Raw genomic sequence first — 24,039 nt, 5'->3', positions numbered from 1 at the left:
CCTGATCGATGATCAGGGTCCTGAGCTGGAGCCGCCTTCGGGATTCGAACCCGAGACCTACGCATTACGAGTGCGTTGCTCTGGCCAGCTGAGCTAAGGCGGCACACAACACGCGAGTGCGGGCACTCACGCCGGACCAGCATACGCGAACCGCCTCGTTCCCGCGAACCACCCCCGGACCACCCCACACCACCACCCCCACCAGCGGACATTCGCTCTGACAGGTCCATGACAGGCATCTATCCGACACAAGATCGGAGTCGCTAAGGTGCTCAGCGATGGACACCACGGAACCAATCCGGAAGAAGCCCGTCGCCTGGTTCGCGCCGGGACAACTGGCGGGGACGGCCCTGCGCGTGATGCTCGCGCAACGTTTCGGGGCGTACCTGGACAAACGTGAGCTGCAGGCGATGTTCGAGCAGCCGACGTTCCGGCATGACAGCGACGAGCTGTGGCTGGACTATGTCGCGGATGTCGGCGACGGGTTCAACTCGACGTACTCGGTCGCGTATCTGCTCGCCCAGCCCGGGCTGCATCCCGCGCCGCCGCGCCCCGGGCCGAGCGTGCTGGGCACCGACTCCATGGCCATGCCCGGCCCCGGGGCAGTGCCCCAGCCCGGCACGATGTCCGCCGCGCCGCCCGGAGCCACCGGAGCCGAGCCCCCGGACCCGTTGTTCCTCCCCCGAGGCCAGGTCCTCGTCATGGGCGGCGACCAGGTCTACCCCGTAGGCTCCGCCATCGCCTACCGCGAACGCTGCGAGGGCCCCTACACCACAGCCTTCCCCGACTCCGACGACGACGGCGCCGACCTCCGCGCCCCGGCCCTCTACGCCCTCCCGGGCAACCACGACTGGTACGACGGCCTGACCGCCTTCCTCCGCCTCTTCGGCAAGGGGAGACACTTCGGCGGTTGGCGCAGTCCGCAGAGCCGGAGCTATTTCGCGCTGAAGCTGCCGCACGGCTGGTGGCTGTACGCGATCGACGAGCAGTTCGACGCGTATCTCGACGAGCCGCAGATGGACTATTTCCGGGCGGCGGCGAAGGAGCTGAAGCCGGGCGACAAGGTGATCATCGCGTCGCCGGCGCCGTCGTGGGTGTACACGGAGGAGAAGCCGAGCGAGTACGACACGATCAAGTACTTCATCAAGAAGATCATCGGGGAGCACGACGTCACGGTGAAGCTGCACCTGTCCGGGGACGCGCACCACTACGCGCGGTACGGGGACGGGTTCATCACGTGTGGCGGCGGCGGGGCGTACCTGGCGGGGACGCACGGGTTGCCGAAGGGCATCGCGGTGCCGGTGGTCGCGGGGGCGGCGGTGCACCCGTTGCGGGCGACGTACCCGAGCCAGGCGGACTCGAAGCGCTACGGCTGGGGCGTGTTCTGGCGGATGCCGTGGCAGAACCCGACGTTCGCGCTGCTGATCGGGCTGCTGCACACGCTGGTACTCCTCGCGTTCGTGTCCTCGCGGCCCCGGATCCTGACGTTGCCGGTGGTGGGGATGGTGGCGGTCGCTTTCGCGGCGACGGTCGGGTTCTCCACGTTGGAGGCCCGGGTGATCCGGAAACGGCACTGGTTCGCGGGGTTCGCGCACGGGCTGGCGCATCTGGGGCTGGCGGTCGCCGGGATGTATGTCTGGAACCGGCTGCCGTTCGTACACCTCGAACCGCCCTGGGCCTCGGCGTCCACGCTGCTGTACCTACCGGTGGTCTCGGTGTTGGGTGTGCAGATCGTGGCGCTGTATCTGCTGGTCGCCGACCGGTGGGGCGTGAACCGCAACGAGCTGTTCGCGGGGCAGGGCATCATCGACTCGAAGTCGTTCCTGCGGATGCGGTTCGCGAAGGACGGCTCGTTGACGATCTACCCGATCGGCCTGGAGCGCTCGGGCCGCAGCTGGCAGGCGAACACGGGCCCCGGCCCCAGCCTCCTCGCCCCCACGGATCCCCTGGTCCCCCACCTGATCGAGTCACCGATCGTCCTGTCCTGAGGCCGTCAGCGGGGAACCGGCGGGCGGACTCTCCGCAGATTTGTCCGCCGTGGCGGGACCCTGGATCCGAGACCAAAGGCCAGCGCCTTGTACCTGGTAAGGGGTTGCTCGGCGCTCCCGGATCCCGCTAACGTGCTGCGAATCTTGCAGTTCTATTTATCACGGGGAATTTCTTGCGTACTCTACGCACAATCATCGCCGTCGCTGGGATCAGTGCCGGCATGCTGCTCACGGCCGGTCCGGCGCTCGCCGCGCCGCCCACGGCTCCGTACAACTTCCTGAGTATCGACCACGCCGGCCGCAACGCCTTCGCGAACAGTGACATCACCGTCACCGCGGGGCGCAGCGTGACGGTGCAGTCCGCCACCGTCAGCGGGACGTCCGTCTACCTCACACCGCCGACCGGTCAGACGTTCCACGTCGGGACCTACGAGACCCGCCGGATCGGCGACGACACCCTGGCCAGCATGGACGTCTTACTCAACCACTACGGCTGTGGACAGGACAACGCCGGCACGCTGACCGTCCACGAGGTCAAGTTCGATGGCCCGAACGACGCGATCAGCGCCTTCGCGGCGTCGTACACCTTCGACTGCAACGGCATGGCGGGCGAGGTGCGGTGGAACTCGACCGTCGGCTACCGGTTGACGTCGACCCCCACCAGCAACCTGACCTCGGGCAGTGTCGAGATCGGCCAGGTCGCGGAGGCTCAGCGGATCACCGTGACCGGTCAGGGCCCGCAGGCGACCCACTTCGGCGCGTCGGCGGTGACCGGGGCGCAGGAGGCGAGTTTCCGGATCACGGCCGACGACTGCAAGGGCCGTGACCTCGGGTACGGCCAGACCTGCTTCGTCGAGGTCGCGTTCAAGCCGAAGGCCAAGGGGCCTGCCGTCGCCGCTGTCGAGCTGACGAACGACGCCCCTGGCGGGCGGATCGTGGTCGGCCTGCAGGGTGAGGGTTTCGTGCCGGCCAGGGGCACCTACTACGCGGTGAGCCCGACCCGGATCCTGGACACCCGCAACGGCGGTGGCACGTACGGGCCGTACTCGGTGCACAACCTGCAGGTCACGGGCCGGGCGGGCCTGCCGGCCGGCGGGGTGTCGGCGGTGGTCGCGAACCTCACGGTCGTGGATCCGTCGGCGCCGAGCTACATCACGGTGTATCCGAAGGGCATCGCGCGGCCCCTGGTCTCCAGCCTGAACTTCGCTGCCGGCTGGACCGGGGCCAACTCCGTCACCGTGCCGGTCGGCGCCGACGGGCAGATCTCCCTCTACCAGCACGAGGGCCAGGCGCACGTCCTGGTCGACGTGGTCGGCTACTACGCCGGGTCCAACGAGGTGCTCAACACCAAGGGCCTGGGCAGTGAGTACATCCCGGTGAAGGTCGAGCGGCTGCTGGACTCGCGGGAGGACTTCCGGCGCCCGGTGCCGGGCGGCTACCAGGTCACCGTCCCGGTCGCCTACACCGGCCTGACGGAGCACATCACCGCCCTGGCGTTGAGCATCACGGCCGTCGACCCGACCGGCCCGGGCTTCTTCACCGCCTGGTCCGGCGCCTCAGGGCGTCCGCAGACGTCCACGCTGAACTTCGCGCCGCACCGCACCGTGCCGAACATGGCGATCGTGCCGGCGACCTGGTGCACGGCCAGCCCGACGTGCTCGCAGGACAAGTCGGTGACGATCTACAACCACCTGGGCTCCGACACCCACATGATCGTCGACATCGTCGGCATCTACGTGGACGGGAACCTGGAGCAGGGTCTGCGGTTCAACCCGGTGCAGCCGGTCCGGATCACCGACACCCGCGACGGTCTCGGCGCGGGGCAGCTCGGCCCGCTGTCGACCACGACGATCCAGGCGCCGCCCTCGGTCGCCGGTGACGACACCATCGCCCTGTCGGCGAACGTCACGGCGGTGGGCTCGACCGAGTCGACGTTCCTGACCCTGTGGCCGGCTTTCAACGGCAACCCGCCGCGGCCGACCGCCAGCAACCTCAACCCGGCCGCCGGACAGACCGTCGCGGTCGCCACGATCACCGAGATCGGCGTGGGAAACAGGTTCAACGTGTACCACCACGTCGGGCGGTCGCACCTGCTCGTAGACGTGAACGGGACCTTCGAGATCCCCTGGTACAAGGCCCTCGCCGCTGACGACCGGGCAGGCGTGCGGTCGCGGTCGGCCGTACCGGGGCGGGTGTCCCCGGCCCAGTCCGCCGACAGGCTGCCGCCGGTGCTCGCCGCCGGATAGCGCATACGTCCCGCCAGCCGGGGGAGCCCCGAACCAGGGGCTTCCCCGGCTGTTTCGTTCGGGCACCGCCCGAAGCCGCCGGATCTAGTCGAGGCTCTCGTAGGCCCGCCGCGGCCCACACACCGAAGCCCGGCTACACGACGCCCGCGACCCGTCCGAGTCCATCCGCACCACCACCGAGTCGCTCGGCACGTTGTGCGCGACCACCCGGCCGTCCCCGTCATCGGTGGTCACCCGGGACCCGACGGCGGGCGCGGTGGCCTGGAACTGCTGGTACAGCGGGTGCTCGTACTTCAGGCAGCACATCAGCCGGCCGCACGCCCCCGAGATCCGCAGCGGGTTCAGCGGCAGGTCCTGGTCCTTGGCCATCCTGATGGTGACCGGCTCGAAGTCGGTGAGGAACGTGGCGCAGCACAGGTCGCGGCCGCAGGAGCCGATGCCGCCCTGGATCCGGGCGGAGTCGCGGGCGGAGAGCTGGCGCAGTTCGACCCGGCACTTGAGGGTGGCGCCGAGGTCGCGGACCAGGCCGCGGAAGTCGACGCGCTGCGGGGCGGTGAAGTAGACGGTGCTGCGGTCGACGTCGCCGCCGGGGACGTGGTCGACGCCGACGATCTTCATGGGCAGGTCGTGGGCCCGGATCAGCTTCTTGGCGGCGACCTTGGCCTCGGCCTTGCGCTTGCGGATGTACGCGTCGCGGGTCAGGTCCTCCTCGCCGGCCAGCCCGACCAGCTTGGGGAATCCGTCGGTCTCCTCGGTGACCCACTGGGCCGCCCAGACGCACTCGGCGACCGCCGCGCCGTCGTCGGTGGGGACGAGAACCTTGTCCCCGACCTGGGGGGTGAGGTCGCCGGGGTCGAGGTAATAGAGCCGTCCGTACCGGTTGAAGCTGACGGCGCACAGCATGCCCATGCGGAAAACTCTATCGGGGAGGAAAAACTCCCGTTTTGCCCCCCAGGTTTGCCCGAAATGCTAAAAATATTGCAGAACCGAGATGGTTCGAAGACCTGCGGGGGGTGCAGGGGCCTGCGGCGTCGTGTACACGGATCTCACTGTGATTCGGGTACCGGCGCCGCAGGCTTGTCCGCGTCCAGCGGCAGCGAGCCGGCCTCCAGCAGCAGCGCCGCCTCCTCCGCCTCGCGCACCGCGATCCCCTCCCGGTTGTCGTAGGAGATGAACCGCGGCAGCAGCGCGGAGATCGCGACCGTGCCGACGACGCACAGCACCCCGCCGGTCACCACCGAGCCGGTCACCCCGACCAGCTTCGCCGCGATCCCGGACTCGACCTGCCCGAGGGTGGGCCCCGAGGAGTACGAGATCACCTCGATGCCGGCGAGCCGTCCGCGCAGCCGGTCGGGGATGGTCTGGCCCCACATGGTGCTCCGGAACAGGCCGGAGACCATGTCGGCCCAGCCGGCCAGGGCCAGGAACAACAGGGCCAGCCAGAGCGCCTCGGACAGCCCGAAGCCGATGATCGCCAGCCCCCAGCCGGCCGCCGCGAGCGCGACCGCGAGGCCGTGCCGGTGGATCCGTTCGGCCCAGCGGGAGGTCAGGGAGGCGACGAGCGCGCCCAGGGCGGGGGCAGAGTAGAGCAGGCCGAGGACGCCGGGGCCGCCGAGTTTGAGGGCCAGGGCCGGGAAGAGGGCGGTGGGCATGCCGAAGAACATGGCGTTCATGTCGATCAGGTACGTGCCCATCAGCTCCTGGCGGCTCCGCGCGTACCGCAGGCCGGTCACCACGGTGCGCAGGCTCGGACGTTCGGCGGCCTCGGGCGGGGCGACCGCACGCACCAGGAGCAGGCAGACCAGGGAGAACGCGTAGGTGGCGAGGTCGACCGCGTACACCCAGGGGATGGGGACCGACGCGATCAGCAGGCCCGCGACGGCCGGCCCGGCGAGCATCGCGGCCGTCGTCGCGGTGGACTTCAGGGAGATCGCGGCGGGCAGCTTCTCGGGGGTGACCAGCCGGGGGATGATCGAGTCGAGGGCGGGGCGCTGGATGCCGGCGACGCCCGCTGTGAGCCCGGCGAACACGTAGAGCACCCAGAGCTGGGGTGCGCCGGACAGCGAGTTGAGCAGCAGGACGCCGACCAGGACGGCGAAGGCCAGCTCGCTGTAGAGGACGAGTTTGCGCCGGTCGACGTAGTCGGCGAGCGCGCCGCCCACGAAGGCCATGAACAGGAGGGGTACCAGCTCACACAGCCCCATCAGCCCGACGGCGAACACGTCGTGGGTGATCTCGTACAGCTGGTACGGGACCGTCACGTGCGTGATCATCGCGCCGAGGAAGGTCACGCTCCGGGCGCTGAACACGAGCCGGAAGTCGCGGAAGTCGCGGAGGGGGCTCAGGTCCGGGACCCAGCGTCTGATACTCACGGGCCCCAGCATTCTCCCCGGTCACGGACCGGTCGACCGATTTCCGGGTGCGACTGGTCACAAGATGAAGGGGTTTCGGGACACGGGCGTTCCGCATGATGGATGCTTTCGGGGAGCAAGTGTTTCGGCGTGCGCGGAGGAGTTGCATGAAGCCCCCCAATCCCTCTGACGAGATCCTCGGTCAGATCGGACTGTTCTTCCGCAGGTCCCAGGCCCTCTTCCAGTTGATCAAGCCGCAGGACGACGGACTGGAACGGCCCGCGTACATCCTGCTCGGCATGATCGACACCGACGGCCCGCTCCGGCTCACCGCCCTGGCGGGTCTCGCGCAGCTCAACCTGTCGACGATCAGCCGCCAGGTCGCCGCGTTGGAGGCCGCCGGGATGATCGAGCGGGACGCCGACCCTGCCGACGGTCGGGCCAGCCTGGTCCGGGTCAGCGAGCAGGGCCACGCGGTGCTGGAGCACAACCGGAACAGGTGGCGGGGCGAGATCTCCTCGATGCTCAGCGACTGGAACGAGACCGAACGGGCCGAGTTCGCCCGGCTGTTCACGCAGTTGAACCAAGCGATGGCCGCGCGTTGCGCCGTGGAGGAACAGTGACAGTGAACGTACAACTCAGCCCGAAACAGATCTGGACGCTGATGTCCGGGCTCATGCTCGGCATGCTGCTCGCGGCGCTCGACCAGATGATCGTCGGCACGGCGTTGCCCACCATCGTCGGCCAGCTCGGCGGACTGAACCACTATTCGTGGGTGGTGACCGCGTACCTGCTGGCGTCGACCGCCTCGACCCCGCTGTACGGCAAGATCTCCGACCTGTACGGCCGCCGCCCGCTGCTGCTGTTCGCGATCGTCACGTTCCTGATCGGTTCGCTGCTCGCCGGCCTGTCCCAGAACATGATCCAGTTGATCCTGTTCCGCGGGATCCAGGGTCTGGGCGCCGGCGGCCTGATGACGCTGGCCTTCACGATCATCTCGGACGTCGTCCCGCCCCGGGAGCGCGGCCGCTACCAGGGCCTGTTCGGCGCGGTGTTCGGCCTGTCCAGCGTCGCGGGCCCGCTGCTGGGCGGCTACTTCGCCGACCACAACTGGCGGTGGATCTTCTACATCAACCTGCCGATCGGCCTGCTCGCCCTGTTCATGATCGACCGGCTGCTGCGCAGGGTGCCGTTCAAGCGCCAGGACCACAAGATCGACTACCTGGGTGCGGGGCTGCTCGTCGCCAGCGTGGTCGCGCTGCTGCTCGCCACGTCCTGGGGCGGCAAGGAGTACGCGTGGGGCTCGGCGACGATCATCGGCCTGTTCGCCGCGGGGACCGCACTCGCCGCCGCGTTCCTGTACGCAGAGACCCGGGCCAGTGAGCCGATCCTGCCGTTGCGCCTGTTCAGGACGATGACGTTCTCGATCTCCAACCTGGCCGCGTTCGTCCTCGGCGTCGGCATGTTCGGCGGCATCATCTACATCCCGATGTACCTGCAGATCGTCAAGGGCTACACCCCCACCGAGTCGGGGCTCCAGATGCTGCCCATGATGGCCGGCATCATCCTCACCTCGATCGTGGCGGGTCAGGCGATCAGCAAGATCGGCAAGTACAAGTGGTTCGTCGTCGGCGGCACGGTCACGATGACCGCCGGGCTGGGCCTGTTCACCCAGCTCCAGGTCAACACCCCGCTGTGGCAGACCGCGATCTACATGGCGATCGTCGGCATCGGGCTCGGCCTGTGCATGCAGCCGCTGGTCCTGGCGGTGCAGAACGCCGTGGCCCCCAAGGACCTGGGCGTGGCGACCTCCACCTCGACGTTCTCCCGGTCGCTGGGCGGCTCGTTCGGGGTGGCGATCCTCGGCGCGGTGCTGTCCACGAAGCTCACCGACTGGATGGCCGAGCTGATGCCGAAGGCCGTGGCCCAGCTGCCGGCGGAGCAGCGGGCCGCGCTGCCGAAGGACTTCGCCAGCCTGCTGACCTCGCCGCAGGAGATCGCGAAGCTGCCCGGCGTGATCAAGACCGCGATCCAGGACTCCTTCGTGAACTCGCTGCACACGGTCTTCTGGATCGCGGCGGCGGTGTCCCTGGTGGCCGTGGTGGTCTCGCTGTTCCTGCCAGACAAGACGCTCAAGGGCGCGCCGACCCCGGAGGCCGCGGAGGCCCTGGCGGAGTCGAACGCGCTGTAGCAGCACGCCAACCGCCCCCACATCACCGCAACGGTGGTGCGGGGGCGGTTCGCTGTCTCAGGCCGGGCCGGCCTTCGCCTTCTGCCGGGCGTAGTAGGCGCGGGCCCGGTTCCGGTCGCCGCAGTCCTTCGTGTCGCACCAGCGCCGGTTCCGCCTCGGCGACGTGTCCAGGTACACCCAGCCGCACTTGACGTCCTCGCACTGGTGCAGCCGGTCGAGGTCCTCGCGCCGGGTGAGGTCCACCAGCCCGCGGACGATCCGGTCGCGGGGCAGGCGGAGGTCGGCCTCCCGGTCCCGCCACGCCCAGCGGTCGCCGGTGCGGACCAGGTCGGCCGCCGCGATCGCCCCCCGGTACAGGTCCGCGAGGTGCGCGGCGGCCCCGGGGTCGTCCTCGAAGAGCGCCGCGTAGACCCACTCGCGCGCCGCCAGGACCTGGAGCCGTTCCCGCTCGGCACCGGCGTCGTCCCGGCCGGCGAGGTCGCGCAGGACCTCGGCCTCGTCCGCGCCGACCAGGTCGGACTCGACGCACCAGTCGAGGACGTCGGAGTAGGTCCCCAGGTTCTCCGCGCGGTCGTCCCCGCCCAGGCGCCAGTCGACGGTGTTCACCAGGTCGAGCATGCGGTCGCCCGCGATGTGGCCGAACTTCACGAGTACCCCTCTCATGGGTGAATGAATTATTGCATGTGAGGTGACCCCATGGCATGCTCATGTGCTATCGGCCGATCACCCATGAGAAAGGGGGCCGGATGCGTGCCCCACGCGGAGCGTTCGCGGCGCTGTGGGCGTCCCAGGCGTCCTCGAACCTCGCCGACGGGCTGCTCCAGGCCGCCGCGCCGCTGCTCGTCGCCACCCTGACCCGTGACCCGCTCGCGGTGGCGGGGATGACGGTGGTGCAGTTCCTGCCCTGGCTGGTCGCGACCCTCCCCGCCGGCGCGCTCGCCGACCGGATGGACCGGCGCCGGATCCTCACCGCCGGCAACTGGCTGCGCGCGGCCGGGTTCGCGCTGCTCGCGGTGGCCCTGGCGAACGGTTGGCGGCACGTCGCCCTGCTCTACGCCGCGGTCTTCCTGGCCGGGTGCGCCGAGACGCTGGTCGACAACGCCGCCCTGACCATTCCGCCCCGCCTCCTGCCCCGGGAGCGGCTCGAACGCGCCAACGGCCGGCTGTTCGCCACCCAGTCCGTCATCAACACGTTCGTCGGCCCGCCCGCCGGGGCCGCGTTGTTCGCGCTGGCGGCGTCGGCGGCCTTCTACACCGGCGCGGCCGCGTTCGCCCTCGCCGGCGCGGCGGCCCTGCTGCTGCCCGCGCTCCGCCCCACCGGCGGGGAGCGGGAGCGCCGCACCAGCGTCACCCGGGACATCCGCTCCGGCTGGGCCCACTTCTGGCGGCACGACCTGCTGCGCCGGGTCGCGTTCATCTCGGCGGCGATCAACTTCTTCGGCGCGGCCACCGGCGGACTGCTCGTCCTGCTGATCACCGGCCCGTACCAGGTGCCCATGTCCGGCTACGGCCTGAACCGGCCCGTACCAGGTGCCCATGTCCGGCTACGGCCTGTTCATCGCCGTCCCAGCCGCCGGTGCGATCGCCGGCTCGCTGCTCGCCGAGCACGTCGTACCCCGGATCGGCGGCGGCCCCACCACCTGGCTCGCAGCCCTCGCCCCTGCCGCCAGCTACGCCCTCCTCGGCCTGGGCCACGACACGCCCCTCGCCCTGGCCGGCATGTTCTGCGCCGCCGTGGCCACCGCGATGAACCAGATCGTCGTCAGCACCCTGCGCCAGGCGGCGGTCCCCGACGAACTCCTCGGCCGGGTCACGGCCGCGTACCGCCTGGTCGTGCTGGGCGTCGTCCCGTTCGGCGCCCTGGCCGGGGGCCTGCTCGGGCGCGGCCTGGGGATCCGTGGAACCTTCACCGTCGCGGCCGCCGGGCTCGTGCTCGCCGCGCTCCCGCTCGCCTCCCGGGTCACCACCCGGGCCCTCCGCGACGCCGAGACGGCCGGTAAACCACAGCGGGAGGTCCGGGCCCGCCCCTGAGCCGGGTGGCGCCGCCACGACGAAGAGCCAGGTCAACGGCGATTTTTTGACTACGAGGTGCCGGCCGACCCGACCACCCGGTGGCCGGCTCTCAGCCCTGCCAGAGGGACAGCATCATCGACTCGACGGCGATCCGGGGTTTGACGTTCGCGTCGATCGCCTCCCGGCACGCGAGCACCGCCTCCAGCCGGCGCAGCGTCGACTCCGGCGTCCACCGTTCGGCGGCGGCCCGCGCCATCTCCGCCCGGTCCGCGTGGATCGGCCGGGCCGGGGACTTCAGCGTCAGGGCGAGCACGTCGCGGTACAGGCCGGCGAGGTCCATCAGCGCCCGGTCGAGCGCGTCCCGCTGGGCCCGGGTGGCCCGGGACTTCTGCCGGCGCTCGAGATCCTTGAGGATGCCGGCCGAGCCGCGGACCGCCCCACCGGACCCCTTGCCCGTACCCCCCGCGCCCAGCGCCGTCTCCAGCTCGGCCTTCTCCTTCACCGACAGCTCGGCGACGGACGCGGCGGCCTCGGCCTCGGACGCGGTGATCAGGATCGCGGCCGCGTCGAAGGCCGCGCTGATGTTGGTGAGCTTGCGCGGCAGGCCGAGAACCTGCTCGCGGCGGGCTCGGGCCTCCGGGTCCCGGGCGAGCCTGCGGGCCCGGCCCACGTGGCCCTGGGCGGCCGCGGCGGCCCACTGGGCGTCGGCGGGGGCGATGCCGTCGCGTTCGACGAGCACCCGGGCGATGGACTCGATGTTCGGGGTGCCCAGGGCGACCACCCGGCACCGGGAGCGGATCGTCACGGAGATGTCGTCGGGGTGCGTGGACGGCGTACACAGCAGGAAGACCGTCCGGGGTGGAGGTTCCTCGATCGCCTTGAGCAGCGCGTTGCCGGCGGCCTCGGTGAGCCGGTCGGCGTCCTCGACGAGGAGCACCTGCCAGCGGCCACCGGTCGGGGAGCTGGCGGCGCGCAGCACGAGGGCGCGCATCTCGCTGACCGCGATCGACAGGCCCTCGGGGACCACGAACCGCACGTCGGCGTGGGTGCCGCCCAGCACGGTGTGGCAGGCCGGGCAGGTGCCGCAGCCGCCGTCGGGGCACTGGAGCGCGGCGGCGAACGCGCGGGCGGCCACGGACCGGCCGGAGCCGGGCGGGCCGGTGAACAGCCAGGCGTGGGTCATCGCGCCGGCCGGCACCTGCTCGCCGCGCACGATGGCGTCGGCGGCGAGCGCGGCGCGGCGCAGGGTGACGATGGCGTCGTCCTGCCCGGCCAGGTCGGCCCAGACGTCAGACATGGGCCGCTTCCCGGACCAGGAGCGTGTCCACCCGGTCCCGGATCTCCAGCGCGATCTTCTCCGGGTCCATGGTGCCGTCGATGACCAGGTAGTTGGCCGCGTCGGCCCCGGCGAGGTCGAGGAACGCGTACCGGACCCGCTCGTGGAACGCCAGGGACTCCGACTCGATCCGGTCGGCCCCGCTGCGCGCCTTGGCCCGGGTCAGCCCGACCGCCGGGTCGAGGTCGATCAGGATGGTCAGGTCGGGCTTGAGCGCCCCGGTCGCCCAGGTGGACAGCCAGCTGATCTCGTCGGTGGCCATGGTGCGGCCGGCGCCCTGGTACGCGAGCGAGGAGTCCACGTACCGGTCGCTGATCACGACCTTGCCCTCGGTGAGCGCGGGCCGGAGCACCTCGGAGACGTGCTGGGCCCGGTCGGCCGCGTACAGCAGGGCCTCGGCGCGCGGCGAGATGTCGTCCTTGCCGTCGAGGACCAGGCCCCGGATCCGCATGCCGATGTCGGTAGCCCCGGGCTCGCGGGTGACGACGGGTTCGGAGCCCCGGAGGCGCAGCCAGGCGGCGAGCTTGACGACCTGGGTGGACTTGCCGACCCCCTCGCCGCCCTCGAACACGATGAACAGGCCCTTGCCGGGATCGGGTTCGCCGATGCTGAGCGGGCGGCGGGTGACCGCGCCCCAGATGTCGCCGAGGACGGGCACCCCGCGCCGGTCGTCCATCTGGCGGAAGGCCATCACGCCGGCGAGCGCGCCGACGATGCCGGCGGCGGCGAGCAGGATCCGGGTGAAGGAGATGTGCACGCCGAAGATGAGCCGGGTGCCGCCGAAGCCGACCAGGGTGGCCGACAGGGAGATGCTGAGCATGAGCACGACCCGGACGGCGGTCCAGATGAAGCCGAAGACCCGGCCCCGGACCTCGTCGCCGATCTCGGTGCCGAGCATCGTGGTGCCGGCGAGGAAGGCCATGCCGGCCCCGGAGCCGACGAGCAGCGCGCCGAACACGGCCACGGTGAGGTGCGGGGAGATGGCGAGCAGGAAGACGGCGCAGCTGGCCATCACGATGCTCGCGCCGAACCAGCGCTTGCGGGACAGGGTGCCGATGATCCGGGGGCCGAGGGCGATCCCGACGGCCAGGCCGATGAACAGCGAGCCGAACAGCATGCCGAACGAGGCGTCGCCGCCGCCCAGGGACTCGGCGTAGAACGGGCCGGCGCCGATGACCACGCCCGCGCCGGCGAACGCGCCGAGCATGCCGAAGACGAGGCCCCGGACGAGCGGGGTGCGGCCCACGTACCGCCAGCCGTCGAGGAACTGGGTGAGCACACCCTCGCCCTTGGCCTGCCGGGCGCTGCGGCCGCTGATCTCCTTGATCCCGAAGAACACGGTCACGGCGGCGGCGAGGAAGGTGAGCGCGTTGAAGTACAGCGCGATGTTCGAAGGGGAGGCCCAGGTGTTCGTCTGGGCCTTGAGCAGCGATGACACCACGATGATCGTGAGCGCGGCGGACACCGGGGCGACGCCGTAGGTCATGACGAGGCTGAGCTGGTTGGCCCGTTCGAGCTTGCCCTTGGGCAGCAGGTTGGGCACGGCCGCCTCCTTGGCGGGGGCCCAGATCATGCCGACCGACTCGATCAGGAACGTGGCGATCGCGGCCCAGCTGATCGCGACCGCGGCGTTGTCGGCGAGCGTGCCGACCAACGGGATCGAGGCGAACAGGACGAACCGCAGAACATCGCAGACCACCATCGTGTACCGGCGGTCGAAGCGGTCCGCGAACACGCCCGCGATCGGGCCGAGCACGAGGGCCGGGAGCAGCCGGATGGCGATCACGCCGCCGAAGGCCGCGCCCTTGGCCGCCGAGGAGCTGACCTGGGCGGTGGCGAAGATGGCGGTGGCCATGAGCCCGAGCCAGTCCCCGAACGAGGAGAGGCTGAGGACGAGCCAGAGACGACGGAACGGCCGGATTCGCAGAATCGCGCGAACGTCCGCTCCGCTGGACAGATCGACCTGCGCGCTGATGACGAATCCCCCAACTCGAACGCCTGATACTGCCGATCACTGTATAACTGTTGGCCGTCGGACTCGGTGGCACCATCAATGTGAGCGAGTTTCGCGTTAAGCTGGGCCATGCCTGCGCGCTATGACCTAGCGACCACCGATCTCGACCCGCCGTTCGCGGTGGTCGACTCCGCCGCCTTCGACGCCAACGCCGCCGCCATGCTCCAGCGGGCGGGCGGCAAACCGATCCGGGTCGCCAGCAAGTCGGTGCGCTGTCGGCCCCTCATCCAACGAGCCCTGGCCCTCCCCGGGTACGCGGGGGTCATGGCCTTCACGCTCGCCGAGGCGCTCTGGCTCGCCGAGACGGGCACCAGCGACGACATCCTGGTCGCGTACCCGACGGCCGACCGGGGCGGGCTCGCCGACCTGGTCAAACACGCCGACAAGATCACGCTGATGGTCGACGACCCCGCACAGCTTGACCTGATCGACGCCGTCGTGGCACCGGGCGCACGGCCCGACTTCCGACTCTGTCTGGAACTCGACGCGTCCTGGCGGCCGTTCGGGGCGCACATCGGGGTCCGGCGCTCGCCCCTGCACAGCGCGGCCGCGCTCGGGGAGTTCGCCGGGCGGATCGCCGCGCGCCGGGGCTTCACCCTGGTCGGCATCATGGCGTACGAGGCACAGATCGCCGGGCTCGGCGACGCCCAGCCGGGCCGGCGCGCCTACAGCCGGGTGATCCGGTTCATCCAGCGCCGGTCCGTCGCCGAACTGGCCGAGCGCCGCGCGGCGGCCGTCGCGGCGGTGCGCCGGCACGCGGAGCTGGAGTTCGTCAACGGCGGCGGCACCGGCAGCCTGCACCTGACCACGGCCGAGGACGCCGTCACCGAGCTGACCGCCGGCAGCGGCCTGTTCGGCCCGACCCTCTTCGACGGGTACTCCGCCTGGCAGCCCCGCCCGGCCGCCCTCTTCGCGCTGTCCGTGGTCCGCCGCCCCGCCCCGGGCATCGCGACCGTGCTCGGCGGCGGCTGGATCGCCTCGGGACCGGCGCACGGCAGCCGCCTGCCCAGCCCGTACCTGCCGAAAGGTCTTGCCCTGAGTGGCTCCGAGGGGGCCGGTGAGGTGCAGACCCCGCTGCACGGGCCCGGGGCCGACGCGCTGCGGGTCGGGGACCGGGTCTGGTTCCGGCACGCGAAAGCCGGGGAGCTGTGCGAGCACGTCAACGAGCTGCACGTGGTGGAGGGGGACCGGGTGGTGGACGTGTTCCCCACCTACCGGGGCGAGGGGAAGGCGTTCCTCTAGGCGGTGACCACCGACCCGGCCGGGACGCCCAGCGCCGCGTAGAGGGCGTCGGCCGCCGCGCGGAACCGGGCCGCCTCCGCCGGGTCCGGGGCGCACCGGGCCGCGCCCGCCAGCGCGTCCGCCTCCGAGGAACGCGCCCCGCAGCCCCTGGCGAGCTCCACGGCGGCCTCGTGGTGCACCAGGGCCGCCGGGTGCCGGCCCACCGCCTCCAGGGCCAGGCCGAGCCCGTGGTGGGCGTTCATCAGGCCGCCGGGTGACCCGAGGTCCACGGCGAGGGCCACGGTGCCCCGGAACCGGGCCACCGCGTCGTCCCGGCGGCCCTCCCGGTGGTCGAGCAGGCCCAGGATGTTGAGGGTCTCCAGCTCGGCGACCCGGCTGCCCAGGTCGCGGTGCACGGCTAGGGCCTCGTCGAGGAGCCGGCGGGCGGTCGCCCACTCGCCCCGGTTCGTCGCGGCCAGCCCGAGGTTGTTCAGCGCCACGCCGACCCCGCCCCGGTCGCCGGTCCCCCGGTACACCGCCAGGGCCCGTTCCAGGTGCTCGACGGCCTCCGGGATCCGGCCGGCCTGCCGGTGCACGATCGCGAGGTTGTTCAGGGTGTCGCCCTCGCCGGTCCGGAAGCCGGTGGCGCGGTGGATCGCCAGCGCCCGGTCGTAGCAGTCCAGCGCCGCCGGCCACTCGCCCAGCCACTCGTGCACGAGGCCGATGTTGCCGAGTACCGCGCCCTCGGTGACCCGGTCCCCCAGTTCCCTGCCGAGGGCGAGGGCCCGGCGGAACTGGTCGAGCGCCTCCTCCGGGCGGGACAGCTGGTTGGCGAGCATGCCCAGGCCGTGTCTCGTCGCGCCCTCTCCGGCCCGGTCGCCGGTCTCCACCCGGACGGCCAGCGCGCGGGTCAGGTCCTCGCCCGCCTCGTCGTGCCGGCCCAGGCGGACCAGCGCGATCCCCCGGTCGTGTAGGGCCGCCGCCTCCGCGCGCGGGTCGGCCGCCGCCCGGGCCGCGTCGAGGGCCAGGCCGTGCACGTCGAGCATGTCGGCGTACCGGCCCCGGGTGTACAGGTGCCGGTGCAGGGTGCCGGACAGGGTCGCCAGGTGCCCGGACCAGGGGCCCGCAGCCGCGAGCCGGACGGCCGCGAGCAGGTTGCCGAGTTCCGCGTCGAGCCAGGCCCGGGCGGCGTCGGGCCCCTCGAACGCCTCGGTGGGCACGGTCGGCTCGAACGCCTTCGGGCGGCGGTGCGCCTCGTACGGGTACACCAGGTCCATCGCCACCGACGCCGTGTACGCCTGCTGGTCGAGCAGCCGGGCCACCGCCGCGTGCCGCTCGTCGAGCCCGGCGGCCAGTTCGTGGGCGTACCCGCGCAGCAGGTCGTGGGACGCGTACCGGCCCGGGGACACCTCGTGGACGAGGTGCGCGCGCAGCAGGCCGCCGAGCAGGGCCCGGGGCGGGGCGTCGGCGAGCGCGCCGAGCGCGTACCGGTCGAAGTGTCTGCCGGGGTGCAGCCCCAGCAGCCGGAACGCCCGGGCCGCCCCGGCGGACAGGTGCCGGTCGGACCAGGACAGCACCGCCCGGACGGCGGTCCGGGAGTCCCCGCCCGCGTCGAGCACGTCGAGCCGGTGCTGCACGTCGGTGAGTTCCCCGGCCAGCTCGGTCAGGGTGGTCGCCGGGGAGTCGGCCACCAGCTCGGCGGCGATCCGCAGCGCGAGGGGCAGCCGGGCGCACCGGTGCGCGAGCGTCTCGGCGGTCCCGGGCTCGGACTCGGCCCGGCCGCCGATCAGGGCGCGCAGCAGGTCCACGGCGTCGGAGGCCGGGAGCAGGTCCACGTCGACCCGGGTCGCGCCGTCGCGGGCCACCAGGCCGGCGAGCGCGTCGCGGCTGGTGACGAGCACCCCGCACGAGTCGCCCGGCAGCAGGGGCCGGACCTGGTCGGCGGAGTACGCGTTGTCGAGGACGACGAGCAGCCGGCGGCCCGCGAGCACCGTGCGGTACGCGCCGGTCAGGTCGCGGGCGGACTCCGCGCCGAGGGCCTGGAGGAACTCGACCAGCACGTCGTCCGGGTGGCGGGGCTGGTCGGGTCCGTAGCCGCGCAGGTCCACGTACAGGCAGCCGTCGGGGAACTGTTCGCGGGCCCGGTGCGCCCAGTGCAGGGCGAGGGCTGTCTTGCCGACGCCGGCGGTGCCGCTGAGGACCGTGAGGGTGATCGGGGCGCGCGGGGTGGGGGTCGGGCGCATGGCGGTGTCGAGCTGCGCCAGTTCCGGGGCGCGACCGGTGAAGACCGCCGGGGCGGGTGGGAGTTGCCAGGGGCGGCCGGGCCCCGGGCCGGCCGCCCCCAGGGACAGCTCCGGATCCGAGCGCAGGATCCGGCAGTGCAGCTCCTGGCTGGCCGGCCCCGGCTCGACCCCCAGCTCCTCGGCCAGCAGCCGGTACAGCCGCTGGTAGGTCTCCAGCGCCTCCGCCTGCCGGCCGCACCGGTACAGCGCGAGCATCAGTTGGCCCCACCGGCGTTCGCGCAGCTCGTTGCCCGCGATCAGGGTCGGCAGCTGGCAGGCCAGGTCGGCGTGCTGGGCGAGCGCGAGCCGGGCGTCGATCGCGTCCTCGGTGACGTCGAGCCGGCGGTCCTCCAGCAGCCGGGCCTCGGCGGCCACCGCCCCGGGCACCTCCAGCCCGGCCAGCACCGGACCCCGCCACAGGGCCGAGGCGCGGCCGAGCCGGTCGGCGGCCGACCCGTACCCGCCGTCGGCCAGGTGTTGGCGGCCCTCGGCGGCCAGGGCCTCGAAGCGCAGGACGTCCAGGCCGAGGGTGCCGACCCGCAGCAGGTACCCGCCGCGCACGGCCTCCACCCGGGGATCGGCGGGCTCGGCGCCGGGCAGCAGCCGGCGGAGTTCGGCCACATAGGAGCGCAGGTTCGCCCGGGCGGAACGCGGCGGCCCCCCGTCCCACAGCGCCTCCACGATCGCGTCGGTGGACAGCGGGAGGTTGGCGCGCAACGCGAGCATGCCGAGCAGCACCCTGGTCAGCCGCCGCCGGGGCGCGGTCGTCGCGCGCCCCTCCCGGATCTCCAGCACCCCGAGGACACGCAGCTCCACTGTGGTCTCCCGTCGCCGTCGGCATGCACACGCACGTGTGTGCGCGGCTGTGTGCCGAGTGGGGCAACTATGCAACCCAGCTCCGCCCAGTACCCAGGAAATGAGGTCTCATGTTGAAGCGCATTCTCATGACGCTCGCCGCCGCCGCGGTCGCGTTCGTCACGCTGGCCCCGTCCGCCGCGCAGGCCGACGTCTGGTGGTTGCAGTACTCGAACAAGGCCACCGGCCTGTGTATCGACGTCAAGGACCGCTCGACCGGCAACGGCGCGATCGTGCAGGAGTTCGGCTGCAAGGTCCCCAACTCCAGCGGCTCGGGCAACCAGCAGTTCACGTTCCAGTCCTCCGGTGCGGGCGTGCAGATCGTGGCCCAGCACAGCGGCAAGTGCCTCGACCTCGCGAACTGGTCCACCGCCGACGGCGGCACGGTCCAGCAGTGGGCGTGCTCGGGCGGGGCGAACCAGCAGTGGAAGGTGCAGTACCACAGCGCCAACCCGAACGGCACCACCAACTACATGATCAAGAACGTGAACAGCGGCAAGTGCCTCAACCACTCCAACTCGGGTACGGCGCTCTACCAGCTCACCTGCAACAGCGCGAGCACCCAGCAGGTCTGGAAGGAGCACTTCCGCGAGTCGAGCTGCACCACCTGCCTGACGGCCACCCGCGAGCACTGACCGTCCGGGGCGGGCCGGTGAGGCCCGCCCCTCCGCCGTGCCTAGGACTGCCAGCCGAAGGCGGGGGCCACGGCGTAGGTGAGCAGGCACCCGACGAAAACGGCCACGGCGAGCAGGCACGCGCCCTCGACGGCGGCTTCCGCCAGCCCTCGGGACGGTGGTCGGTGCCGGGGCGACCCGAGGATCGGGAGTTCGCGGGTCGGGCCGGTCACGGGAGGTCCACGGTCTGGCAGACGTATTCGACGAACATCGCCAAGGTCGAAGGGCTTTCGAAGTCGTGGGGTACGAAGACGTGGGTCACCATGAGCCGGTCGACGGCAGCGCGGGTGATGACGGGTTCGCAGCCGGCCGGGGCGTGCGGGCCTTCGCTGATGCCGAAGCGACCGTGCGGGTCGCGGAAGATCAGCGCGTCGAGGTCGCCGGGTCCGTATTCGGCGACCAGGCCGACCACGCACATGGACAAGAGGTTGCGCTGGTCGTCGGAAAGTTCGAGCATGGGTGTAGCCCTCCGGGGTCAGAGGGGGCCGGACAATAGCCGTCAGAAGCTTCCGGCCCCCTTGCCTTCACTACCGTGGTTATTCCGCCTCCGGCGCCTCGCCGTCGAGCGGGTCGACAGGATCGCCGTTCGGTTGCGTGTCGAGCACGTCGGCGAGAACCCTCAAGAAGTCGCGCATATTGATCACCTCCCTCCGCTGTGGAGCGTCAGAGCCGCTGAAGATTAACGATCGGCACCGTCGCCCCTTATTGCTGTGAGCAATTGCCGACCCTGGGTAGCCGACTTAGGCTCGATCGCATGGAGACCCTGGGAGAACGGCTTCGATATTGGCGACGCCGCCGGGGCGGGCTCAGTCAGCAGGTCCTTGCTGATCGCGCTGGCCTCTCGCAGCCATACCTGAGTCAGATTGAACGCGGAGACCGGCCGCTGGACCGCCGGTCGACCCAGATCGCCCTCGCGGGAGCACTCGGCATCACGGTGGCCGAACTCCTGGGTGAGCCTGGTGACCCCACGGACCCGAGCAAAGCCGCTGCGGCGATGCACGTTCCCGCGATTCGGGCGGCACTGGTGGAGATCTCGGCCGGCGAACGTCGCGAACCCAGCCGGCCGCTGAATGTGTTGGCGGCTGAAGCGACATTGGCCAACCAGCTACGGGAGCAGTGCAAGTATGCAGCCCTCGCTCCGATCCTGCCGCAGCTTCTTCTGGATCTCGCCGGGCACGGCGGCACCGCAATGGTGGAGACCCTCTTCGTCTCCCGCTTCCTGCTCAAGTACACCGGCTACGCCGACCTCGCCCTGTTGGCCGGGCAGGCAGGCTGGACCTACGCGCGAGAACTCGAAGATCCGGCGTGGCGTGGACTGGGCCTGTTCAACCTCTACCAGTCCTACCCACATGAGAGTGCCGAACTGGTCGGCCGGCTTGCGGCAGCCGCCGCGAACGACCTTCAGCGCCACACGGCTGACCCGAATGTCAGACAGGCCTATGGACTACTTCTCCTCATGGCGGCCTACAGCTCCGCCGTGGCGTTGAAGCATGGTGACGCGATGTCGTATCTGACCGAAGCCGGCCGGGAAGCTGCGGCGCTCGGCGAGCCGACGGACTCCGGATTCGCCCGGTTGTGGTTCGGTCCGACCAACGTCAACTTCTGGGGAATGTCGCTCGCCGCCGAGTTCGAAGATCCCGACATGGCGAGTCAGTTGGCCGAGCAGACCAGGGCGGACATTGTCACCGCACCCAATCGGCAGTGCTGGTATTACATGGATCTCGGGCGCTCGCTGATCAAGGCAAGCGGGCGCGAGGCTGACGCGGTGGCGGCGCTTGATCGGGCCGAGCGCTCCGCACCCCAGCATTTCCGGGTGCACCCCTCTGCCCGTGAGGGCGTGGCCGTGCTCGTTCAGCGGGCACGGCGGCGCGCGGTGGCCGGGCCGCTCACTCGGATGGCCAACGGGCTCGGCCTGGACCTGCCAGGCTGAGCCGCACGCCAGAGCCCCGGGCATCCGAAGTTGTCCGGGGCTCGCGCCTACCCGGACGGAGCTGGACGTACTTCGCCAGGTACTCGGGTTGGACGTGTTCCCCACCTATCGCGGGGAGGGAAGGCGTTCCTGTAGGTGTCCGGTGTCCGCCTCGACTCTGGCAGCGTCGCCGCCTCGTCGATACGGTGACGGTGGGCGTAAGTTCCCTACTTGATCAGGAAAGGAACGCTTTGCCAACCCCAGGGAGAACCGCCGCACACCGTCAAGCCGCCGCCACCCTGGCCGTGATCGTCTCGGCACTGCTGATCTCCACCCCGGCGCAGGCCGCCGACCCCGTGCCCTACGGCATGTCGGCCGACACCTACGCCGCGATGCTCGCCCAACGCACCGACGCCCCGATCGCCGATGAGCTCCAACGCGCCATCGACGTGAGCGACACCGCCGGGTACACCTCCCTCGCCTACGGGCCCCGGGGCGGACTGACCCTGTACTGGAAAGGCACCCTTCCGCAGCCCGTCGCCGACGCCGTGACCGAGGCGCGCAAGCGCACCAAGGTCCATGTGTCACCGGCGGCCTGGTCCAGAGCCGAGCAGAAGGCCGCCGCGCTCGCCGTCCACAAGCACCTCGCGTCAACCGCGACCCGCGCCCCCGAGCAGATCCTGTGGAGTGGCGAAGGCACCGGGCTCACGATCCGCAGTGACAATCCGGGGATCCGTACCCTGCCCCTGGCGACCCTCGGCGGGGTGCCGATCACACTGGAAGCGCCCGAGCGCATCGAGTTGCAGCGCAACCGGCGCTACGACAACGCCCCGTGGTGGGGCGGGTCATACATGTCCGTTCACAACGTCAAGGGCACCTACGGCTGTACCACCGGGTTCGCCGTGTGGCGCAACGGCACGCGCTACATGCTCACCGCCGGGCACTGTGCCACCGCCCCCGACAACGTGTACAACTACATCGGCGGCTACATGGGCTGGACGCCGGGCCCCGAGAACTGGGGTCACGATGTGATCCTCGTGTCGCTCGACGGGCAGAGCTACGGCGGGCGCGTCTACGACGGCGGCACGACCTCGGACTGGGGTAAATCCGTGTCCGGCTGGGACTACGCCAGGCCCGGGCAGTGGGTCTGCGACTCCGGTGCGGCGTCCGGCGTGCACTGCTCGATTCAGGTCGGCAACCAGTTCGCCGCACAGATCTACGTCACCTCTGCCAGCCCGGACTCCGACGGGGACTACAACTACTGGATCACCGACCTGATCGTCGCCACCAGGACGACCGGAGGCGTCGCGGCAGTTCGTGGCGACTCCGGAGGGCCGGTCTTCTGGCTCGACGGCAACCGCGTCCGGGTCATCGGCACCATCACCGGGGGCAGTGGGGACAGCGGCGGCTCGACGCTGGTGTTCCAGGACTACTACACCGCCGCCGTCGACCTCGGCCTGTCCGGCGTCGTGACCAGCGCATAGCGCCCGACACGTCAGGAGGCACCACCATGGTTCGGCTCCGCTGGATCATCGCCGCTGCCGGCGTTCTCATCGTCGCCGCCGGGGGTGTCGCCATGGCCAGCGGGGCCAGACCCTGGCGGAGTGCGCCGCACGTGGCCTACCCTGCCGACCCGTCCGACACCCCGCCGCCGTCCGTCCCGTTCGACGTGAGCACTCTCGCGCGCCCCACGTGCCCGCTGGCCAGCCCCGCCTGGCGCGGCGGCGACGACGAGGGCGGTACCGACAAACTCGTCGAGTGGAGTGCCGTCCGCCTGGTCGTCTGCATGTACCCCGGGGACCAGCCCCTGGCCACCATGACCGACACGACCCAGCCTGCGGCCGTCGCCACCGCCTCGGCGCTGCTCCGCCGGATGATCAGCCCCCGCACCTCCGGCGAGTACTTCGGCAGGGGCCACCGCGACGGACTCACGCTCACCGGCGGCAGCCCGGCACACCGCTTCCTGTTCCAGTACCCCGACGGGCGCGTCATCGAGGTGACCCACCACGGCAGCTACTACCGGGGCGACACCGTGCGCCACCCGTTCAGCGTGCGGGGGTCCGACCTCGACGGGTTGTACCCCACCGGATCGGTATGCGTCGGACCGCAGCGCACCGCAGACCTCAGCGGCCCACCCTGCACGGTCACTGGTGCGACCGCCGCGATGCCGTAACCCTCGCCGGACCCGCGGCCGCGTTCCCCGAGGGCCTCGAACCCGGCCGCGGCTCGCCCGCCCGTGGCGCTCACGAGCAGGCGTGCCGAGGAGCTACACGTGCTTCGCCAGGTACTCGCGGATCATCGCCTTGCCCTCGGCCAGCACCTCGGGATCCCCGTTCGGGTCGCGCCGGAACGCCAACTTGATCAGCGCGTCGCCGGTCTCGACGGCCACCGCCAACTGGAGCTCCGGCGGGTTCACCCCGAACCGGTCCGCGAGCAGCCCGCCGAGCCGCGCCGCGATGGCCGCGTTGTTGTCCAGCTCCGGGTCGAGCAGGTGCACGTCGACCACGTCGCCGAAGTGCAGGGTGCGGAACCCGGGCAGGTCGCGGCGCAGGGCGATGTACTCCTCGATGACCGCGTCCACGCCGTCCCACCAGTGCACGACCGTGTCGGCGGCGAATCGCTCGCCGATCCGGCGCAGGTACTCCCCGAGGTTGCGTTCCGTGAGCGCCTGGACCAGGGCCCGCTTGTCCGGGAAGAACTGGTAGACCGAGCCGATCGCGACCTCCGCGCGCTCCGCGACGAGGGTGGTGGTGAGGTCCTCGTAACCGAGCTCGTCGACCAGGGCGGCGCAGGCGTCCAGCATCCGCTCGACGCGCGCGGCGCTCCGCTCCTGCACCGGCAGTCGGCGCAGTGGCCCGCTTCGGACCTGATTAACCGCCATGTCCTAGTGCCTCCGTGTCCGTACACTAACCGTCTGCACATCATGCCCGATTCGTCCCAACGAACTGGAGCCGTCCCC

General features: G+C 71.3%; 19 protein-coding genes, 1 tRNA gene and 1 pseudogene. 11 read left to right on the top strand and 10 right to left on the bottom strand.

What is annotated here, in order from left to right; genetic code table 11:
- Positions 1 to 26 precede the first annotated feature (26 nt).
- Positions 27 to 103, bottom strand: a tRNA-Thr gene (locus tag PT931_RS06210).
- 175 nt (positions 104 to 278) lie between these two features.
- Between PT931_RS06210 and PT931_RS06205 the strand changes: the two genes are divergently transcribed.
- Complete coding sequence (locus tag PT931_RS06205) at positions 279 to 1,988, top strand: metallophosphoesterase family protein (RefSeq protein ID WP_456244708.1); 1,710 nt, start codon at positions 279 to 281, stop codon at positions 1,986 to 1,988.
- Positions 1,989 to 2,161: 173 nt separating this feature from the next.
- Positions 2,162 to 4,234: a hypothetical protein gene (locus PT931_RS06200; RefSeq protein ID WP_456244707.1), complete on the top strand. Its 2,073-nt coding sequence runs from the start codon at positions 2,162 to 2,164 to the stop codon at positions 4,232 to 4,234.
- A gap of 84 nt (positions 4,235 to 4,318) precedes the next feature.
- Here the strand turns inward: PT931_RS06200 and PT931_RS06195 are convergent, their stop codons facing one another.
- Positions 4,319 to 5,143 (bottom strand): PSP1 domain-containing protein, encoded by an 825-nt coding sequence (locus PT931_RS06195; RefSeq protein ID WP_456244706.1) that lies wholly within the window; start codon positions 5,141 to 5,143, stop codon positions 4,319 to 4,321.
- Positions 5,144 to 5,280: 137 nt separating this feature from the next.
- Complete coding sequence (locus tag PT931_RS06190) at positions 5,281 to 6,606, bottom strand: MFS transporter (RefSeq protein WP_456244705.1); 1,326 nt, start codon at positions 6,604 to 6,606, stop codon at positions 5,281 to 5,283.
- A 146-nt stretch (positions 6,607 to 6,752) separates the two neighbouring features.
- Here PT931_RS06190 and PT931_RS06185 point away from each other — a divergent pair, with 146 nt between their 5' ends.
- Both PT931_RS06185 and PT931_RS06180 read left to right on the top strand, forming a co-directional pair.
- Complete coding sequence (locus PT931_RS06185) at positions 6,753 to 7,208, top strand: MarR family winged helix-turn-helix transcriptional regulator (RefSeq protein WP_456244704.1); 456 nt, start codon at positions 6,753 to 6,755, stop codon at positions 7,206 to 7,208.
- A gap of 2 nt (positions 7,209 to 7,210) precedes the next feature.
- Positions 7,211 to 8,776, top strand: a complete 1,566-nt coding sequence (locus tag PT931_RS06180) for an MDR family MFS transporter (RefSeq protein WP_456244703.1) — start codon at positions 7,211 to 7,213, stop codon at positions 8,774 to 8,776.
- A 57-nt stretch (positions 8,777 to 8,833) separates the two neighbouring features.
- Here PT931_RS06180 and PT931_RS06175 read toward each other — a convergent pair whose 3' ends face one another.
- Complete coding sequence (locus PT931_RS06175; RefSeq protein ID WP_456244702.1) at positions 8,834 to 9,439, bottom strand: CGNR zinc finger domain-containing protein; 606 nt, start codon at positions 9,437 to 9,439, stop codon at positions 8,834 to 8,836.
- Between the two features lie 38 nt (positions 9,440 to 9,477).
- Between PT931_RS06175 and PT931_RS06170 the strand changes: the two are divergent.
- Positions 9,478 to 10,194 (top strand): annotated as a pseudogene (locus PT931_RS06170) (MFS transporter); the annotation flags it as partial.
- A 118-nt stretch (positions 10,195 to 10,312) separates the two neighbouring features.
- Complete coding sequence (locus PT931_RS06165) at positions 10,313 to 10,807, top strand: MFS transporter (protein ID WP_456244701.1); 495 nt, start codon at positions 10,313 to 10,315, stop codon at positions 10,805 to 10,807.
- Between the two features lie 91 nt (positions 10,808 to 10,898).
- On the opposite strand, the gene PT931_RS06160 is transcribed toward PT931_RS06165, so the two are convergent.
- Entirely contained in the window at positions 10,899 to 12,086 is a 1,188-nt protein-coding gene (locus PT931_RS06160) for a DNA polymerase III subunit delta' (RefSeq protein WP_456244700.1), read from the bottom strand.
- Complete coding sequence (gene tmk / locus PT931_RS06155; protein WP_456244736.1) at positions 12,079 to 14,055, bottom strand: dTMP kinase; 1,977 nt, start codon at positions 14,053 to 14,055, stop codon at positions 12,079 to 12,081. Before tmk ends, PT931_RS06160 begins: the two co-directional genes overlap by 8 nt.
- A 153-nt stretch (positions 14,056 to 14,208) precedes the next feature.
- On the opposite strand from tmk, the gene PT931_RS06150 reads away from it, so the two are divergent.
- Complete coding sequence (locus PT931_RS06150; protein ID WP_363725045.1) at positions 14,209 to 15,381, top strand: amino acid deaminase/aldolase; 1,173 nt, start codon at positions 14,209 to 14,211, stop codon at positions 15,379 to 15,381.
- Here PT931_RS06150 and PT931_RS06145 read toward each other — a convergent pair.
- Positions 15,378 to 18,458, bottom strand: a complete 3,081-nt coding sequence (locus PT931_RS06145; protein WP_456244699.1) for a tetratricopeptide repeat protein — start codon at positions 18,456 to 18,458, stop codon at positions 15,378 to 15,380. The two genes, PT931_RS06150 and PT931_RS06145, sit on opposite strands and share 4 nt — an antisense overlap.
- A 110-nt stretch (positions 18,459 to 18,568) precedes the next feature.
- On the opposite strand from PT931_RS06145, the gene PT931_RS06140 reads away from it, so the two are divergent.
- On the top strand, positions 18,569 to 19,132 hold the full coding sequence (locus PT931_RS06140; protein WP_456244698.1) for an RICIN domain-containing protein: 564 nt from the start codon (positions 18,569 to 18,571) through the stop codon (positions 19,130 to 19,132).
- Positions 19,133 to 19,173: 41 nt separating this feature from the next.
- Here PT931_RS06140 and PT931_RS06135 read toward each other — a convergent pair whose 3' ends face one another.
- Both PT931_RS06135 and PT931_RS06130 read right to left on the bottom strand, forming a co-directional pair.
- Entirely contained in the window at positions 19,174 to 19,344 is a 171-nt protein-coding gene (locus PT931_RS06135; protein ID WP_456244697.1) for a hypothetical protein, read from the bottom strand.
- A complete protein-coding gene (locus PT931_RS06130; protein WP_456244696.1) occupies positions 19,341 to 19,628 on the bottom strand; it encodes a hypothetical protein in 288 nt (95 codons plus the stop codon). The genes PT931_RS06135 and PT931_RS06130 overlap by 4 nt, the downstream gene beginning before the upstream one ends.
- 297 nt (positions 19,629 to 19,925) lie before the next feature.
- Between PT931_RS06130 and PT931_RS06125 the strand changes: the two genes are divergently transcribed.
- The 3 genes from PT931_RS06125 (at position 19,926) to PT931_RS06115 (ending at position 23,253) form a co-directional block, all read left to right on the top strand.
- The gene (locus PT931_RS06125) at positions 19,926 to 21,101 is read left to right on the top strand and encodes a helix-turn-helix domain-containing protein (protein ID WP_456244695.1); all 1,176 of its coding nucleotides are present in this window, start codon (positions 19,926 to 19,928) and stop codon (positions 21,099 to 21,101) included.
- Positions 21,102 to 21,385: 284 nt separating this feature from the next.
- Positions 21,386 to 22,564 carry a trypsin-like serine protease gene (locus PT931_RS06120; RefSeq protein WP_456244694.1) on the top strand — a complete coding sequence of 393 codons (1,179 nt, stop codon included), beginning with the start codon at positions 21,386 to 21,388 and terminating at the stop codon, positions 22,562 to 22,564.
- A gap of 26 nt (positions 22,565 to 22,590) precedes the next feature.
- Entirely contained in the window at positions 22,591 to 23,253 is a 663-nt protein-coding gene (locus PT931_RS06115; RefSeq protein WP_456244693.1) for a hypothetical protein, read from the top strand.
- A gap of 93 nt (positions 23,254 to 23,346) precedes the next feature.
- On the opposite strand, the gene PT931_RS06110 is transcribed toward PT931_RS06115, so the two are convergent.
- Complete coding sequence (locus tag PT931_RS06110; protein ID WP_456244735.1) at positions 23,347 to 23,883, bottom strand: TetR/AcrR family transcriptional regulator; 537 nt, start codon at positions 23,881 to 23,883, stop codon at positions 23,347 to 23,349.
- Positions 23,884 to 24,039: the final 156 nt, after the last annotated feature.

Source organism: Longispora urticae, from assembly GCF_053902585.1.
The sequence above is the reverse complement of the archived record's forward strand: the minus strand, read 5'-3'. Positions and strand labels throughout refer to the sequence as shown.

Bases quoted from the DNA above. Each gene is read 5' to 3' on its own strand.
- PT931_RS06185 (WP_456244704.1), top strand. From the start codon at position 6,753: ATGAAGCCCCCCAATCCCTCTGACGAGATCCTCGGTCAGATCGGACTG.
- PT931_RS06195 (WP_456244706.1), bottom strand. From the start codon at position 5,143: ATGGGCATGCTGTGCGCCGTCAGCTTCAACCGGTACGGACGGCTCTAT.
- PT931_RS06160 (WP_456244700.1), bottom strand. From the start codon at position 12,086: ATGTCTGACGTCTGGGCCGACCTGGCCGGGCAGGACGACGCCATCGTC.
- PT931_RS06140 (WP_456244698.1), top strand. From the start codon at position 18,569: ATGTTGAAGCGCATTCTCATGACGCTCGCCGCCGCCGCGGTCGCGTTC.
- PT931_RS06130 (WP_456244696.1), bottom strand. From the start codon at position 19,628: ATGCTCGAACTTTCCGACGACCAGCGCAACCTCTTGTCCATGTGCGTG.
- PT931_RS06165 (WP_456244701.1), top strand. From the start codon at position 10,313: ATGTCCGGCTACGGCCTGTTCATCGCCGTCCCAGCCGCCGGTGCGATC.
- PT931_RS06150 (WP_363725045.1), top strand. From the start codon at position 14,209: ATGCCTGCGCGCTATGACCTAGCGACCACCGATCTCGACCCGCCGTTC.
- PT931_RS06115 (WP_456244693.1), top strand. From the start codon at position 22,591: ATGGTTCGGCTCCGCTGGATCATCGCCGCTGCCGGCGTTCTCATCGTC.
- PT931_RS06125 (WP_456244695.1), top strand. From the start codon at position 19,926: ATGGAGACCCTGGGAGAACGGCTTCGATATTGGCGACGCCGCCGGGGC.
- PT931_RS06110 (WP_456244735.1), bottom strand. From the start codon at position 23,883: ATGCTGGACGCCTGCGCCGCCCTGGTCGACGAGCTCGGTTACGAGGAC.
- PT931_RS06205 (WP_456244708.1), top strand. From the start codon at position 279: ATGGACACCACGGAACCAATCCGGAAGAAGCCCGTCGCCTGGTTCGCG.
- PT931_RS06175 (WP_456244702.1), bottom strand. From the start codon at position 9,439: ATGAGAGGGGTACTCGTGAAGTTCGGCCACATCGCGGGCGACCGCATG.